Genomic DNA, 14,968 nt, shown 5'->3' with positions numbered 1-14,968 from the left:
GGATCGGGCCTCGATGTAGGAGAAAAGGCTCGCATCATACCCCAGTCGCCGGGCACCGGAGGCATCGACACAAGGCCTACCAGCCACCAAGGTCTAGACTGAGAAAGGAACTTGGGCGCCGCTTGGCGCGTAAACCGGCACGGGCGGTTTGGGGGCCGCCACACGTGGAGGTATGAGATGAGCCAGTTCAAGCGATTGTTCGTGATGCTCGGCCCGCAGATGCGCCATACACCCGCCCTACAGAGGGCCGCGGCGCTGGCCGAATCCAGCGGCGCACTGCTGGATATCAACGTGTTCGTTGACGATGTCGACACCTTTGGCTTGATGAGCGATACCCGCGAGCGTGAGCGGCTGCTCGAGCACAACCGCCAGTGGCTGGCCGACGAAGTCGAACAGCTGCGCAACGCCGGGCTGGATGTGTCCACCGAGCTGCTACTGACTCGCGACCCGCTGGGCAGTGTGTTGGAACAAGTGGAGCGCCTGGGATGCGATCTTTTGATCAAGGACGTTCAGCACGAACCGGTGCTCAAGCGCCTGCTGGTGACGCCGTTGGACTGGCAACTGCTCAAGGACAGCCCTGTCGCCGTGCACCTGGTCAGCGACATCCGTCTGCCCCTGCCCCGGCAGATCGCCGCCGCGGTCGATCTGAACTGCCATGGCGCAGGCGAGCATCTGGATGAACAGGTCATCCGCTGCGCCCATGCCCTGGCCCTGCAGTGCAACGCCGAACTGCACCTGCTGCATGTGTGCGACGCGGCCAAGACCCACATCGCCGACTTCGGCGCCGGCACGGTGACCATGCCAGGCTTTGACGGTAGCGTGCGCACGGCCCAACGCGCCGCTTTCAACCGTCTGGGCGATCACCATCAGATCGATCTTGAGCGTCGACACTTTCTGGAGGGGCCGGCCACGCGCGCGATTGCCCAGTTCGTCAGCCATAGCCGAATCGACGTGATCGTCATGGGCAGCCATCGTCACGATGCGATGCAGACCTTCCTCGGCGGCACCACCGCCCATGTGGTGGAGCATCCGTTGTGCAATGTGCTGGCGATCAAGGCGGTGCGCTGACATGCAGAGACGTCGCAGGCGTGCAGAAGCCGTTGTCTCGCGAGCCTGCGCTGGCCAATTCGCGGGTAAACCCACCCCCACAGGATTGGCGGTGATCCCTGCAGGAGCGGGTTTACCCGCGAACACCGGCGCAGCCGGTGCCAGGCAAAGCCTAGCGCTCCGACAGCCGCACTCTCACTCAACGGGTATCAGAAGCCCTTGCTGTAGTACAGCGAGTAGGACTCGATGCCGTCGTTCGGCTGCTTGAGACCGGCGTTGGAATAGTGCATTGCGCGTACACCGATCTTCTGTTCGGCCGGCAACTTCAGGCCAAAGCCGATGCGGTCTTCGAAGTTGACCGAAGAGCCCAGGCGCTGATCGCCCACATCGGTCTTGGAAAATGCCGCAAGACCTATACCGGCTTCGATGAAGGGGGTGTAGGTAAAGCCGCTGAACTCATAGACGAACACCGGGCTGAACGACAGCGAGTGTGCGCCGCTGGCCTCGCCGCCTTCCCAATAGGTGTAGGCCGCATCCCAGTAACCGGTCAGGTGGCCAGTGTTGCTTTCGAACCACTTCTTGTCCCAGTCGAAGGAAAGGCCGATACGGTAGGTCATATCGCCTTGGCCGGTGGCGCCAACGGCACCAGACACTTGTGCGGCCTGGGCCATGTTGGCGCCGGCGAAAGCCAGGACGGCGGCAGCCAGCGAAGCGGCGAGACGGGTTTTCATCTATGAATCTCCTGATGGTCTTCACGGACAAGCCAGCGCAATGCCTGCCAGCTTGATTCCAGATTGGGGGCTTATGCCCCTCCTTCTTAGTGCCCTGAACCGGGTGCATCCAACCAAGTTACAAGACGCAATACTTTTTGGATTATCGGCCAACCCAACAAAAAGTTGAAAGGCTATTTGCCGCTTGTTGATAAAACACTCTGTTGCATATTTGTAAACAATTGAGCATGTCGCACGGAATCTAATATCCCAGCGTCCGAAGGTCGCTCAGAAATACTTTAAACATGCTGACGATTTTCCCTCTCGCTAATGCTGTCGCCCCCCGCTCAGTCATACACCGACTCCTCGTGTTCCCCCAATAAGCGCCGCTGCCTGGGCGTCGCTTCTTCCAGCACTTCAGGGTTGAAGTGCCAGGCCAAGTAGGGTGAGAACTTCTGCGCAACCATGCGCCGGCCGTAGTGCACTTGCAGCATGTCGCGCATTGCGGCGCTATGGTTGGCACCCCCGCCATGCCACAGGTCACTGCGAAACACCAACGCGTCGCCGGCGTGACACAGCACATCCCTGGCACCTTGCCCCTGCCAGCTGTCCTCGCCCTCCTGGGGCGAGCGACCGGCGAAATGGCTGCCCGGTACGACCCGGGTCGGGCCAACAGACTCATCGATATCGCACAAGTACAACTGCGCGGTGAGAATCTGGACTGGCTGGCTGTAGTCCTTCCGAGCGCGGATCCAGTCCGGCAACTCGATGGGCAGGTAATCCAGGTGCAGCTCCATGCCGGGGTAACCGGGATGACTGCGCCAGGCGGTCTGGCCAATCACATGACAATCCTGTCCCAGGACGGCCTCGGCCAGATCGATCAAGGGCGGAAGATCCAGAAACGACAACCACAGCGGATTGCGGTTGAACACACATTTGTAGTGTTCCAACAGGCCTTGGTAGTCCCAGTGAAGTGGCTGCAGGTCGTCGATGGCACAACGCAGCAAGGCAATGCGCAATGGCTCCAGGACGCCCGGAATCAGCACGTAGCCGTATTCATCCAGCGATTTCAACTGAGTTTCCAGGTTCATGGCCATGCTCCGGCAGGCGCTCTGCTGAAATATCAGAAGGACGCGGAATCAAGATCGTTCAAAAAAATATAGGCCCGATCGGTACCTCATGCAGGAAGCAACGATCAGGCCTGTGGTCTGGATCCGACAGGAGTACAGATGTACTCCCGGGTATTCAGGGACGTTTTACCGCCAGTGCAAACTCACATTGGCGGGGGATTTGCCGCTCACGCTCACCTGCTGCTGCACGGTTTGGCCGTCGGCATTGCCGGTGACCCGGTATTGCCCTGGCGGCAGTTGCACGAACAACAGCGGGCCGACGTCCTGCAACGCCAGGACCTGCTGGCCTTGGGCGTTCTGGATATCCACCGTTGCGCCGCTCTGGAACTTGCCCTCCGGGCCCACAGACAAGGTGACATGCAGGTCATAGCCAGGGGTGCGACGCAAGGCATTGGCTTCATCCTGGCCGATCCCGCCTTGCAGGTAGCGCACGCCGTTTTGCTCTTGCGGTTGCAGTTGCACCGCTTGCGGATCGATTGGCGCATTCAGGTCGGCAGCGGCCGCAAGGGTCCAAGGCAAGGCCATGGCCACCAGCAAGGCGGCGCATAGCCCGTAATGATGTTTGCGCATGGTGCATTCCTCCCTGCGAGGGATGGTCTACACAATGTTCGACGCCATAGGGCCAGGGGTGTTCGAGCAGAGGACAGCCGTCGGTCAGGCCGCGCGCCGCTCCTCCAGCAGCTTGACGAACATGCTCAGGCTGCGCGAGACCGTTCCTCGGCGCCACACCAGCCAGGTCTTGAGGTAGCGAAAATCCTCGGACAACGGCCAGACGCTCACCGTGCTGCATCCCGGCATGCTGTCGAGCATGCTGCGCGGCATCAGGGCCAGGCCGGCCCCGGCGCTGACGCAGGCCAGCATGCCATGGTAGGACTCCATCTCATGGATCTTGCCCGGCACCGCCTGGTCCTGGACGAACCAGTTCTCGAAGTGATGCCGATAGGAGCAGTTGGCCCGGAAGGCATAGATGCTCTCGCCGTTCACATCCCGGGCCCTGCCCACCGGGGCATGGTTGAGCGGTGCGATGATGACCATTTCCTCCTCGAACACCGGCATGCCTTCCAAGGTCGGGTGCAGCACCGGGCCGTCGACGAACGCCGCCACCAGGCGCCCGGACAGCACTCCCTCGAGCATGGTGCCCGACGGCCCGGTGGACAGGTCCAGGTCGACCTTGGGAAAGCGCTGGTTATAGGCCGCCAGCAGCCCTGGAATGCGCACCGCCGCGGTGCTCTCCAGCGACCCGAGGGCAAAAGTGCCCTGGGGGTCCTCGCCAGCTACGGTCAGGCGCGCCTCATGTACCAGGTCGAGGATGCGCCGCGTGTATTCGAGAAAGTTCCAGCCCGCCGGCGACAGCCGCAACCGGCTTTTCTCGCGGATGAACAGCTCCACGCCCAGGTCCTCCTCCAGCTGCTTGATGCGCGTGGTCAGGTTCGAGGGGACGCGATGGATCTGCTGCGCCGCAGCGCTGATGCTGCCGTGCTCGGCCACGGCCTTGAAGATTTCCAGTTGCACCAGGTCCACGGTCTTTCTCCATTCGTGAATGTTTCGCTCATTATTATTCAGTTTTCATTAAAACCACACACCACTAGTCTGGGCGCCAGTCGGATACAACAACGAGGAGCCCGCCATGAGCGAGATCAGCAGCCTGACCCATGCCATTTCCGTCGACCCGCATAGCGGTGAGCGGATCGGCCATTACCCCTTCGACACCGACGCCGCACTGGAAGCGGCGCTGCAACGCGCCAAGAAAGGCTTTGGCCAGTGGCGCCAGGTGTCGCTGGGTCAGCGCAGCGAATACCTGCTCGCCTTGGCAGATGCCCTGCAAGCCAATCATGAAGCCTTCGCCCACATGATCACCCGCGAGATCGGTAAGCCGATCACCCAAGCCCGCGGCGAAGTCACCAAGTGCATCGGCCTGTGCCAGTGGTACGCCGAACACGGTCCGGCCATGCTCGCGCCAGAACCCACCCAGATCGAAAAAGCCCGCATCGAATACCGTCCGATGGGCCCGATTCTGGCGGTGATGCCGTGGAACTTCCCGATCTGGCAGGTCCTGCGCGGCGCGGTGCCTGCCTTGCTGGCCGGCAATACCTATGTCCTCAAGCACGCGCCGAACGTGATGGGCAGTGCCTACCTGCTGCTCGACGCCTTCAAGCAGGCCGGGCTACCCGAGGGCGTGTTCGAAGTGGTCAACGTGACCCCAGAAGGCGTCACCCGAGCCATCAATGACCCGCGCATTGCCGCCGTCACCCTCACCGGCAGCGTACGTGCCGGTATGGCCATCGGTGCCCAGGCAGGTGCGGCGCTGAAAAAATGCGTGCTGGAACTGGGCGGATCGGACCCGTTCATCGTCCTGGCCGACGCCGACCTGGATGCGGCGGTCAAGGCGGCCGTGATCGGCCGTTACCAGAACACAGGCCAGGTCTGCGCTGCCGCCAAGCGCATGATCGTCGAACAAGGCGTCGTCGAGGCATTCACCCGCAAGTTCGTCGAGGCCACCCGGCAGCTGAAGATCGGCAACCCACAGGACGACGACACCTACATCGGCCCCATGGCCCGCTTCGACTTGCGTGACGAACTCGACGGCCAAGTCCAGGCGACCCTGGCCGAAGGCGCCACTTTGCTGCTCGGCGGCAACAAGATCGAAGGCGTAGGCAACTACTATGCACCCACTGTGTTCGGCGACGTTACCCCCGAGATGACCGCCTTCAAGCAGGAGCTGTTCGGCCCTGTCGCGGCGATCATCACCGCCAAGGATGCCGAGCATGCGGTAGAACTGGCCAACGACAGCGAGTTCGGCCTGGCCTCGACCATCTACACCGCCGACCTCGCCTTGGCCGAGCGCATGACGGCCGCCCTGGACACCGGCGGCGTGTTCATCAACGGCTACTGCGCCTCCGACCCCCGTGTAGCCTTTGGCGGTGTGAAGAAGAGCGGTTTCGGCCGCGAACTGTCGCACTTCGGCGTGCGCGAGTTCTGTAACGTGCAGACGGTGTGGCTGGATCGCAACTGATCCTTTGCCGTTCCCTTGGGTTGCGCCGGTTCAGCCCCGGCGCAACCAGTCGATGAAGCGGGCGAACAGCTCCGATTGGGAGTTGATCTCGAGTTTGAGGTAAAGGTTCTTGCGGTGCATGCGGACCGTTTCCGGCGAGATGCCCAACTCGATGGCCGTGGATTTCACCGAGTGTCCACGCAGGATCATGTGTGCCACCTCGCGCTCCCGGTCGGTGAGAACCTGGCAGCCAAAGCTGTCGAACGCTGCCTGCAAACCGCCCGGCTCGGCGGCGTGCGGGGCTTCCAGCAGATGCGCGCGGGCATAGCGCCCCAGCAGCTCACGCACCATCGGCTCCACCGCCCGCAGCACGTCCAGCTGCGCAGCGCTAAGGCGTGTGCCGCTGCAGCCTTGGAACAGGCTCAGCGAGACTTTGCGGTCCTCGGCGATATCGGCGATGAAGTAACTGTCTTCGCTGCAGCCGGTACCTAGGTAGTAGGCCTTGTAGTAGTCGCTGTCGAAGAAGTTGTCCGGCGCGATGTCTTCCAGGTGATAGAAGCCTTCAGCCAGCCCGTTCTCCACCGCCAGGCAGAACGGGTCGAGCAGGTAGCCTGCGGCAAAATAGCGATTGAGCACCGCATCGCGATGGCATTCGGGAATACCCTGCTGGTACAGCAAGCGCGGCGCCCGCCCCCGGCATTCCAGGCTGATCATCATCGACTCCACGCAAACCAGTTGGCCGATAGCGGCGGCCAGGTGGGCCAGGGCATCGGGCGTGTCGCTGTGGGCGAAAGCGTGCTGCAAGGCTGCATGCCACTGCTGCAGGGCGCCGAAGGTCAGGGTGATGGGCGTGTCGGGGGTAGGCTGGGTCATGCCCGGCAGTCTAGCCTGCCGGACATGCTCGCGCACAGCCTGTCTCAGGTGGGTCATTGGCCGTGATACAGCCCTTCGCTGCGCAGCTCCTGGGCGGTGTCGAGTATGCATTGGCGCAGGATCTCGACGATCTCGTCGACCTGGGCATGGGTGATCACCAGCGGTGGCGACATCACGTTCAGGTGCATGATCGGCCGCACCAGCAGCCCCTTGGCCTGGGCTTTGCGGTGGATGCGCTCGCCGATGTTCACCGCGTCGTCGAACAGCGCCTTGCTGGCTTTGTCGGCCACGAACTCGACACAGGCCATCAGTTTCAGGCAGCGCACATCCCCCACCAACGGCAGGTCGCACAGGCTAGCCAAGCGCTGCTCCAGGTAGCCACCCACGTCATTGACGTGGTCCAGCAGACGCTCGCGCTCGATGATCTCGATGTTCTTCAATGCTGCGGTACAGCACACCGGGTGGCCGCTGTAGGTGAAGCCGTGGGTGAAGCAGCGGCCTTTGCCTGGCTCGGCGATCACCTGCCAGATCCGCTCGGAGAAGATGCATGCCCCCAGCGGCAGGTAGGCCGAGGTCAGGCCCTTGGCGGTGGTGATGATGTCCGGTTGCACGCCGAACAGCTCCTCGCTGGCGAAGAAGGTGCCCAGGCGCCCGAAGGAGGTCACCACTTCGTCGGCGACGAACAGGATGTCGTAGGTCTGGCACAGTTGCCACATGCGCAGGAAGTAGCCTTCGGGCGGGATGATCACCCCACCTGAGCCCATGATCGGCTCGGCGAAAAAGGCCGCGACGTTGTCCGGGCCCAGCGAGAGGATCTTGTCCTCGAACTCGGCCACCAGGAAGTCGAGAAACTCGGCCTGGTCCATGTCATCCGGGGCGCGGTAAGGGTTGGGGTTGGAGACATGGTGAATCAGCGGGTGTGCGTAATCGAACTCCGGCACCCGGTCGGCGGCCTTGTTGCCGATCGACATGGTCAGGGTGGTGGAGCCGTGGTAGGCGTTGTAGCGGGCGATGATGTGCTTCTTGTTCGGCTTGCCACGGCAGTTCTGGTAGTACTGGATCAGCCGGTAGGCGGTGTCCACCGCGGTCGAGCCGCCGGTGGTGAGAAACACATGGTTCAGGTCGCCGGGCGCCAGCTGGGCAAGCTTCTGGCTCAGCGCGATGGCCACGTCGTTGGCCATATCGGAGAACGGGTTGGAATAGGCCAGCTTGCGCACCTGGTCGGCGATGGCCAGGGCCATTTCCTCACGGCCCAGGCCGATGTTGGTGCACCACATGCCGCCCACGGCATCGAGGAAGCGGTTGCCCTCGGTGTCGCGGATATAGGCGCCCTCCCCGGCCACGATGTTCAACGCGCCTTGCTCACGGTGCTCGTCGAACATGTGATAGCCGTGCATGTAGTGGGCCTTGTCGGCCTCAACCAATGCGTCCTGGGCAGGTGTCGAAGCGAATGCTTTGCTGGGCATGGCCATAGGGCAGCTCCTTGGCAGAATACGAAGAAAAAGAACTCAGTAGCCGGTCTTGACCGTGCTCCACACCCGGGTGATGGCACGCATGTCCCGAGGGGCTTGGGTCTTCTGGGCAAACAGCCGGCCACGGGTAGCGTCGTCGGGGTAGATGGCCGGGTTGTCGCGGATGTCCGCCTGCACCAAGGCCGTGGCGGCGCCATTGCTGTTGGCGTAGTGAATGTAATTGGTCACCTTGGCCATGGTTTGCGGCTGCAGCAGGAACTCGATGAAACGGTGCGCATTGGCCACGTGGGGCGCGTCCTTGGGCAGGTAGAGGTTGTCGAACCAGATCAGCGAGCCTTCCTTGGGAATGAAGAAATCCAAGGTGATGTTCTTTTTCGCCTCTTCGGCACGGGCCTGAGCGGTGGCGTAGTCACCGGACCAGGTCAGGGCCATGCAGACATCCCCGTTGGGCAAACTGGTGAGGTAGTTCACCGAATCGAACTTCTTGATGTAGGGGCGGATGCCCATCAGCAGCGTCTCGGCGGCCTTCAGGTCAGCGGGTGCGGCGCTGTGCGGGTCCTTGCCCAGGTATTGCAGGGCCAGCGGTATGACTTCGCTGGGCGCGTCCATCAAGGTGACACCGCAATCGGCGAAGCGCGAGACGATCTTGGGATCGAACAGCATGGCCAGCGAGCCGATCGGCGCGTCGGGCATGCGTGCCTTGATCTTCTCGACGTTGTAGGTCACCCCGGAGCTGCCCCAGGTGTAAGGCGCCGAGTACTTCAAGCCTGGGTCGTAGCCTTGCAGCTCATCGACCACCTTGGCGTCGAGGTTGTGCCAACTGGGCAATTGACGCTTGTCCAGAGGCTGGAACACCCCCGCCTGGATCAAGGGCGGCACCAGGGAGGCATTGAGCATGACCAGATCGTAGCCAGAGCGGCCGGTGAGCAACTTGGTCTGCACGGTCTCATAGCCATCGAAAGTGTCGTAGATCACCTTGATGCCTGTGGCCTTCTCGAAATCGGCCAGGGTGGTTTCGCCGATATAGTCGGTCCAGTTGTACAACCGCAGCGTCTTGCTGGTGTCCTCTTGCGCCGCTTGCGTGGCGGTAGCGGCGCACGTCAGCAACAGACTGCCAATCACCTTCAGTGCCTTGCCCATAGCAACTCCATCGTGTGACTGCTCGGGATGAGCCGGTGGACCTACTATCGGGACAATCGGCGAAGGGGAACATACCCCGAATGTGTGGGTCACCTGGATTCTGGGGGCGCTGCGCGGCCCATCGCAGGCGTGGCACCGGTATTTTCATTCCCACCGCGAGTCGCGTAGAGTTTTTCCAAGCGACCAAGGGCTGCATCACTCATGGACAAATACACGCCGCGCCAGTGGCTCCCCCACGAAAAGCCCAGCCTGCCAGGTTCACCCTCCACCCCCCTGCACGCACCCGGCAAACGCCTGGCCTATGGCGCGGTCGGTCTTTTGGTGGCGATCACCGGTGGCCTGGGCAATGCCCTGGTCACGGCCAATCTGTCCTTCCTACAAGGTGCCCTGGGCGCGACCAGCGCCGAGATGGCCTGGCTGCCCGCCGCGTTCGTGATGACCAACGTCTCGATGAACCTGCTGCTGGTGAAGTTTCGTCAGCAGTTCGGCCTGCGTGCCTTCACCGAAGTGTTCCTGGTGCTCTACGCCCTGGTCACCTTCGCCCATTTGTTCGTCAACGACCTGAACTCGGCCATAGCGGTGCGCGCCGCCCACGGCATGGTCGGTGCGGCCCTGAGCTCGTTGGGTCTTTACTACATGATCCAGGCCTTCCCCGCCCAATGGCGACTCAAGGCCATGGTGTTGGGCCTTGGCGCCTCGCAACTGGCGGTGCCCCTGGCCCGGGTGTTTTCCGAAGACCTGTTGCAAATCGCCGAGTGGCGGGGCCTCTACATGTTCGAACTCGGCCTGGCGCTGGCCGCGCTGGGTTGCGTGCTGCAGCTCAAATTGCCACCGGGCGATCGCTTCAAGACCTTCGAACCTTTGGATTTTCTGACCTTCTCGCTGATGGCCAGCGGCACCGCCCTGCTCTGCGCCGTGCTTTCGCTCGGGCGCATCGACTGGTGGCTTGAGGCGCCCTGGATCGGCGTGGCCCTGGCGTCTTCCATCGCCCTGGTGTGCTCGGGCCTTGCCATCGAGCACAACCGCACCAACCCGTTGTTGATGACGCGCTGGCTGGGCAGTGGCGCGGTGGTGCGATTGGCCTTGTGCGTGGTGCTGATCCGCATGGTCACGTCCGAGCAATCCACCGGCGCGGTGGGCTTTCTGCAGGCCCTGAACATGAGCAGCGAGCAGATGCGCAGCCTGTACTGGATCATGCTGCTGGGCGCAGCCACGGGCCTTGCCACCAGCGCCCTGACCATCAACCCAGCGCACCTGGTCACACCGCTGTTCATCTCGCTGGCGGCGATGGCCACCGGGGCCTTCATGGATTCGAGTTCCAGCAACCTGACCCGGCCCGAGCAGATGTACCTGAGCCAGTTCCTGCTGGCCTTCGGCAGCACGTTCTTCCTCGGCCCATCCATGGCCCTGGGCATCAGTCACGTACGGGCCAACCCGCGCAACCTGGTGAGCTTCTCGGTGATGTTCGGGATCTGCAACAACCTCGGCGGGCTGATCGGTGCAGCGTTGCTCGGCACCTTCCAGACCGCGCGGGAAAAGTTCCACTCCAGCAACCTGGTCGAGCGCCTGAGTGCGCTCGAACCGCTGGTCAATGCCAGGGTCCAGGGCGGCGGTGCCGGTTACGCCGGCCTGATCGCCGACCCCGCCTTGCGCACCGAAGTCGGCACGCGTCTGTTGGCCAGTGCGGCGACCCGCGAGGCCAATATCCTGGCGTACAACGATGTATTCATGCTCATCGGCGCCATTGCCGTGGCGACGATGATCTGGATTCTGATACGCAGCTACTGGCTGCGCCGCGCGGCGCAGCCGATGGCCTCCCCCGACACCTCCAGTGGCGCTTCGACCTGATGACCCAACCCACCCAGTCCACGACCACCACCGCCATCGCCGAAACCCCGGAGGGCACCGCCCCGCCCAGCGGGCCGGGCGATCAGACCCGCACGCGCCGTGTGCGCCTGCTTTCCTCACTCAGCTTCGCCTGCGTGGCGCTGGCCGGCATCCTGCTGGTGCTCTATGCCTGGCGCCTGCCGCCGTTCAGCAGCGCCATCGAAAGCACCGAGAACGCCCTGGTCCGTGGCCAGGTGACGATCATCGGCCCACAACTGCCCGGCTATATCGTCGAGGTGCCGGTGCACGACTTCCAGTTCGTCAAACGCGGCGATTTGCTGGTGCGCCTGGATGATCGCATCTACACCCAGCGTCTGGCTCAAGCCATCGCTCAACTGCAACAGCAACAGGCGGCGCTGGCCAACAACCTGCAACAGCGCAAGAGTGCAGAGGCGGCCATCATCCAGCGCGAGGCCGCCATCCTCGATGCCACCGCCCAGGCCGACAAGGCCCAGGCGGACCTGCGCCGCAACCAGGCACTGGTCAGCGATGGCTCGGTGTCTCGCCGGGAACTGGACCTGAGCCGTGCCACCCACGCTGGCGCAGTCGCCAACCTGGAACAGGCCAAGGCGGCACTGGAAATCGCCCGGCAGGATAAAGAAACCGTGGTCGTCAACCGCGCAGCCCTGGAAGCGGCCGTGGCAAACGCCAAGGCCTCGGTGGAGCTGGCCCGCATCGACCTGGACAACACCCGCGTGACCGCGCCGCGCGACGGTCAGCTGGGGCAGATCGGTACGCGCCTGGGCGCCTATGTCAACTCAGGGGCACAGTTGATGGCGCTGGTGCCCGACACGCTGTGGGTCATCGCCAACATGAAGGAAACCCAGATGGCCCACGTGCGCATCGGTCAACCGGCCACCTTCACCGTCGATGCGCTCGACCACCTCGAGCTGCGGGGGCAAGTGCAACAGATCTCGCCGGCCACAGGCTCCGAGTTCGCCCTGTTGCAGGCCGACAACGCCACCGGCAACTTCGTGAAGATTGCCCAGCGCATTCCAGTGCGCATCACCGTCGATCCCGACCAGCCGGATGCCAAGCGGCTGCGGCCAGGGATGTCAGTGGTGGTGAGCATCGATACCCGCCAGTGATGCGCTTGCTCAAGGTGTCCAGTCCACAGCGTGGTCCTGCAAGTAGGTGTCCACCGCGGCGCCCACCGTGGGCTGGAAGATGTCGCTGCCGATGTGGCTCAGCACCTCCAGGCGCAGCAGCTTGTCCCTCACCGGGTCCTTGACCTCGGCAAAATGCAGCTCCACACCGGCCTCGCGCAGGGTCTGCTCAAGTTCCACGAGCATGTCGGCGGAGGTAACGTCCACGCTGGTCACCGGTTCCGCCGCGACCACCACCCGCCGCACCTCGCCGTCCGACCGGGCGACAGCTTCCAGCACGCAGCGCTGGAACAGTTCGGCATTGGCGAAGAACAGCGGCGCATCCCAGCGAAACAGCACCAGGCCCGGCACCCGGCGTGCATCGGGGTAGCGGGACACATCGTGGTAGCCGCGGATGCCATCGACCCGGCCCAGCACCGCATAGTGCGGCCGCCAGCCGTCCCAGAGAAACTCGATCACCGCGATGACCACCGCAAGGCCGATGCCCGGCACCGCACCAAACACCGCCACCCCGACGAAGCAGGTGATGGACAGCCAGAACTCCCAACGTTGGATGCGGTAGATCCGCGCCAGGTCCTTGAACTCGAACAACCCGATAGCCGCGGCGATCACCACCGCCGCCAGGGCGCTTTGCGGCAGGTGGCGCAACAGATCAGGCGCAAACAACAGCAACGCCGCCACGCCCAGGGCGCCGAACACACCCGCCAGCTGACTGCGCGCCCCCGCTGCCTCGGCCACCGGCGTGCGGGACGAACTGCTGCTGATGGGAATGCCCTGGAAGAACCCCGACGCCAGGTTGGCCAGCCCCAGCCCGACCATTTCCTGGTTCGGGTCGACCTGGGCGCGGGTCTTGGCGGCGTAGGTGCGCGACAGCACGCTGGTGTCGGCAAACGACACCAACGCCACCGCCGCGCCACCGATGGCCACGGTGGCCAGGTCGTTGAAACCGATCAATGGCAACGCGAACCCTGGAAGGCCCTGGGGCAATGACCCGACCACCTTCACCGCGTGGGCGGCTTCCAGGCCCATCAGCCCGCAGATCCCAGTCGCGGCCACTACGGCGATCAGGATGCCCGGCAAGCGCTCCCAGCGCTTGAGCAGCAGAATGATCACCAGCGTACCCGCCCCCAGGGCGAAGGCATGCCAGTTGGCCTTGCCGTCCAGCAGGGCGTTGACCAATTGCAGGGTATCGCGCAGCGGCCCGGCGCTCTGCCCAGAGATGCCGAACAACTTGGGCGCCTGGCTGACCAGCACCGCCAAGGCGATGCCGTTCATGTAGCCATAACGGATCGGTTTGGACAGCAGCTCGGTGATGAAGCCCAGGCGCAACAGGCCCGCGCCGATGCAGATCAGCCCCGATACCAGCGCCATGGCCGCTGCCAGGGTGACCGCCCGCCCCGGGTCGCCCGCCGCCAAGGGCAACACCACGGCCAGGATGATCGGCACCAGCGCCGAGTCTGGGCCCAGCACCAGGATGCGGCTGGGCCCGAACAGGGCGTAGGCCAGCAAGGGCACGATCGTCGCGTACAGGCCGTGGATGCCCGGTACGCCGGACGCCTGCGCATAGGCGATGCCGACCGGCACCAGCATGGCGGTGAGCACCAGCCCTGCGACCAAGTCCTTGGGCAGCCATGCCATCGGGTACTGACGTACCACGCGCAAGCCCGGTATCCAGCGCTGCAAGCCACGGTCGACCGGCTGCGCCGCATAGGCCAAGGGCTTTGGCGGTGGTGTCGAGGTGTCCATGCCCGCCTGGCCTCAGTATCGCTCGGAGACCATCTTGAACGGGTACGGCACCGCCTTGTACTTGCCGATCTTGCCGCGCTTGGGCAGGGCGATCTTCTGCTTGGCACTCAGGTCCTGGTAAGGGATCTGCTGCAGGAAGTGGCTGATGATGTTCAGTCGCGCCTTGCGCTTGTCTTCGGAGCGCGCCATGAACCACGGTGCCCAGGACGAATCGGAGGCTGCGAACATATCGTCGCGGGCGCGGGTGTAATCGTCCCATCGGGTGTAGGACTTGATGTCCATGGGCGAGAGCTTCCACAGCTTGCGGCCATCGTTGATGCGATCTTGCAAGCGGCGGGTCTGCTCCTCGGCGCTCACCTCCAGCCAGTATTTGATCAGGATGATCCCCGAGTCGACCATCATCCGCTCGAACAGCGGCACCACGGCGAGAAACTTGTGCGCCTGCTCTTCGGTGCAAAAGCCCATCACCCGTTCGACGCCGGCGCGGTTGTACCAACTGCGGTCGAAGATCACCACCTCGCCGGCTGCCGGCAAGTGGGTCAGGTAGCGCTGGGCATAGATCTGGGTTTTCTCGCGCTCGGTCGGCGCCGGTAGCGCCACCACACGAAAGACGCGAGGGCTGACCCGTTCAGTGAGTGCCTTGATCGTCCCGCCCTTGCCGGCGCCGTCGCGCCCCTCGAAGACCACGCACACCTTGAGCTCTTTGGCCACCACCCACTGCTGGAGTTTGACCAGTTCCACATGCAGGCGCTTGAGCTCTTGTTCGTAGGTTTTGCGTCCCAGTTTCTCCGGCAGCTCGTCCTTGTGCTTCTTGTTCACAGCCTTGGCCATCGCCTACTCCCCTCGCAAACCGTTGGTTGTCCCG

Annotated in this window: 13 protein-coding genes; 4 read left to right on the top strand and 9 right to left on the bottom strand. The window is 63.5% G+C overall.

Translation table 11 applies throughout. The features are described 5' to 3' along the window. Positions 1-177: 177 nt before the first annotated feature. Positions 178-1,068: a universal stress protein gene (locus DQ397_RS12075; protein ID WP_043210780.1), complete on the top strand. Its 891-nt coding sequence runs from the start codon at positions 178-180 to the stop codon at positions 1,066-1,068. Between the two features lie 188 nt (positions 1,069-1,256). On the opposite strand, the gene DQ397_RS12070 is transcribed toward DQ397_RS12075, so the two are convergent. The 4 genes from DQ397_RS12070 to DQ397_RS12055 form a co-directional block, all read right to left on the bottom strand. Then, positions 1,257-1,718: an acyloxyacyl hydrolase gene (locus DQ397_RS12070; protein ID WP_371906675.1), complete on the bottom strand. Its 462-nt coding sequence runs from the start codon at positions 1,716-1,718 to the stop codon at positions 1,257-1,259. Between the two features lie 386 nt (positions 1,719-2,104). Beyond that, complete coding sequence (locus tag DQ397_RS12065) at positions 2,105-2,848, bottom strand: phytanoyl-CoA dioxygenase family protein (protein WP_043210777.1); 744 nt, start codon at positions 2,846-2,848, stop codon at positions 2,105-2,107. A 165-nt stretch (positions 2,849-3,013) separates the two neighbouring features. Beyond that, positions 3,014-3,457: a hypothetical protein gene (locus DQ397_RS12060; protein ID WP_043210775.1), complete on the bottom strand. Its 444-nt coding sequence runs from the start codon at positions 3,455-3,457 to the stop codon at positions 3,014-3,016. 84 nt (positions 3,458-3,541) lie between these two features. Then, the gene (locus tag DQ397_RS12055; RefSeq protein WP_043210773.1) at positions 3,542-4,408 is read right to left on the bottom strand and encodes a LysR family transcriptional regulator; all 867 of its coding nucleotides are present in this window, start codon (positions 4,406-4,408) and stop codon (positions 3,542-3,544) included. A 106-nt stretch (positions 4,409-4,514) separates the two neighbouring features. Here DQ397_RS12055 and DQ397_RS12050 point away from each other — a divergent pair, with 106 nt between their 5' ends. Then, positions 4,515-5,900, top strand: a complete 1,386-nt coding sequence (locus DQ397_RS12050; RefSeq protein ID WP_043210770.1) for an aldehyde dehydrogenase family protein — start codon at positions 4,515-4,517, stop codon at positions 5,898-5,900. Positions 5,901-5,930: 30 nt separating this feature from the next. Here DQ397_RS12050 and DQ397_RS12045 read toward each other — a convergent pair whose 3' ends face one another. The 3 genes from DQ397_RS12045 to DQ397_RS12035 are packed head-to-tail and all read right to left on the bottom strand — an operon-like array spanning position 5,931 to position 9,364. Further along, positions 5,931-6,752, bottom strand: coding sequence for a helix-turn-helix transcriptional regulator (locus tag DQ397_RS12045; protein WP_080642099.1), 822 nt, complete (start codon positions 6,750-6,752; stop codon positions 5,931-5,933). A gap of 53 nt (positions 6,753-6,805) precedes the next feature. After that, positions 6,806-8,224, bottom strand: a complete 1,419-nt coding sequence (locus DQ397_RS12040) for an aminotransferase (protein ID WP_043210764.1) — start codon at positions 8,222-8,224, stop codon at positions 6,806-6,808. Between the two features lie 36 nt (positions 8,225-8,260). After that, positions 8,261-9,364, bottom strand: a complete 1,104-nt coding sequence (locus DQ397_RS12035; protein ID WP_043210762.1) for a polyamine ABC transporter substrate-binding protein — start codon at positions 9,362-9,364, stop codon at positions 8,261-8,263. Between the two features lie 201 nt (positions 9,365-9,565). Here DQ397_RS12035 and DQ397_RS12030 point away from each other — a divergent pair, with 201 nt between their 5' ends. Continuing rightward, entirely contained in the window at positions 9,566-11,212 is a 1,647-nt protein-coding gene (locus DQ397_RS12030) for an MFS transporter (RefSeq protein ID WP_043210760.1), read from the top strand. After that, positions 11,212-12,339, top strand: a complete 1,128-nt coding sequence (locus DQ397_RS12025; protein WP_043210758.1) for an HlyD family secretion protein — start codon at positions 11,212-11,214, stop codon at positions 12,337-12,339. Before DQ397_RS12030 ends, DQ397_RS12025 begins: the two co-directional genes overlap by 1 nt. Before the next feature lie 9 nt (positions 12,340-12,348). Here the strand turns inward: DQ397_RS12025 and DQ397_RS12020 are convergent, their stop codons facing one another. Continuing rightward, entirely contained in the window at positions 12,349-14,103 is a 1,755-nt protein-coding gene (locus DQ397_RS12020) for a SulP family inorganic anion transporter (protein ID WP_043210755.1), read from the bottom strand. A gap of 12 nt (positions 14,104-14,115) precedes the next feature. Further along, positions 14,116-14,934 (bottom strand): polyphosphate kinase 2, encoded by an 819-nt coding sequence (gene ppk2 / locus DQ397_RS12015; RefSeq protein WP_043210753.1) that lies wholly within the window; start codon positions 14,932-14,934, stop codon positions 14,116-14,118. Positions 14,935-14,968 lie beyond the last annotated feature (34 nt).

Source organism: Pseudomonas sp. CK-NBRI-02 (genome assembly GCF_008124495.1).
In the GTDB taxonomy this organism is placed as follows: domain Bacteria; phylum Pseudomonadota; class Gammaproteobacteria; order Pseudomonadales; family Pseudomonadaceae; genus Aquipseudomonas; species Aquipseudomonas guariconensis.
The sequence above is the reverse complement of the archived record's forward strand: the minus strand, read 5'-3'. Positions and strand labels throughout refer to the sequence as shown.

Excerpts from the sequence above, each read along its gene's own strand:
- ppk2 (WP_043210753.1), bottom strand. The coding sequence starts at position 14,934 with ATGGCCAAGGCTGTGAACAAGAAGCACAAGGACGAGCTGCCGGAGAAA.
- DQ397_RS12020 (WP_043210755.1), bottom strand. The coding sequence starts at position 14,103 with ATGGACACCTCGACACCACCGCCAAAGCCCTTGGCCTATGCGGCGCAG.
- DQ397_RS12050 (WP_043210770.1), top strand. The coding sequence starts at position 4,515 with ATGAGCGAGATCAGCAGCCTGACCCATGCCATTTCCGTCGACCCGCAT.
- DQ397_RS12060 (WP_043210775.1), bottom strand. The coding sequence starts at position 3,457 with ATGCGCAAACATCATTACGGGCTATGCGCCGCCTTGCTGGTGGCCATG.
- DQ397_RS12040 (WP_043210764.1), bottom strand. The coding sequence starts at position 8,224 with ATGGCCATGCCCAGCAAAGCATTCGCTTCGACACCTGCCCAGGACGCA.
- DQ397_RS12035 (WP_043210762.1), bottom strand. The coding sequence starts at position 9,364 with ATGGGCAAGGCACTGAAGGTGATTGGCAGTCTGTTGCTGACGTGCGCC.
- DQ397_RS12075 (WP_043210780.1), top strand. The coding sequence starts at position 178 with ATGAGCCAGTTCAAGCGATTGTTCGTGATGCTCGGCCCGCAGATGCGC.
- DQ397_RS12065 (WP_043210777.1), bottom strand. The coding sequence starts at position 2,848 with ATGAACCTGGAAACTCAGTTGAAATCGCTGGATGAATACGGCTACGTG.
- DQ397_RS12030 (WP_043210760.1), top strand. The coding sequence starts at position 9,566 with ATGGACAAATACACGCCGCGCCAGTGGCTCCCCCACGAAAAGCCCAGC.
- DQ397_RS12070 (WP_371906675.1), bottom strand. The coding sequence starts at position 1,718 with ATGGCCCAGGCCGCACAAGTGTCTGGTGCCGTTGGCGCCACCGGCCAA.
- DQ397_RS12025 (WP_043210758.1), top strand. The coding sequence starts at position 11,212 with ATGACCCAACCCACCCAGTCCACGACCACCACCGCCATCGCCGAAACC.
- DQ397_RS12045 (WP_080642099.1), bottom strand. The coding sequence starts at position 6,752 with ATGACCCAGCCTACCCCCGACACGCCCATCACCCTGACCTTCGGCGCC.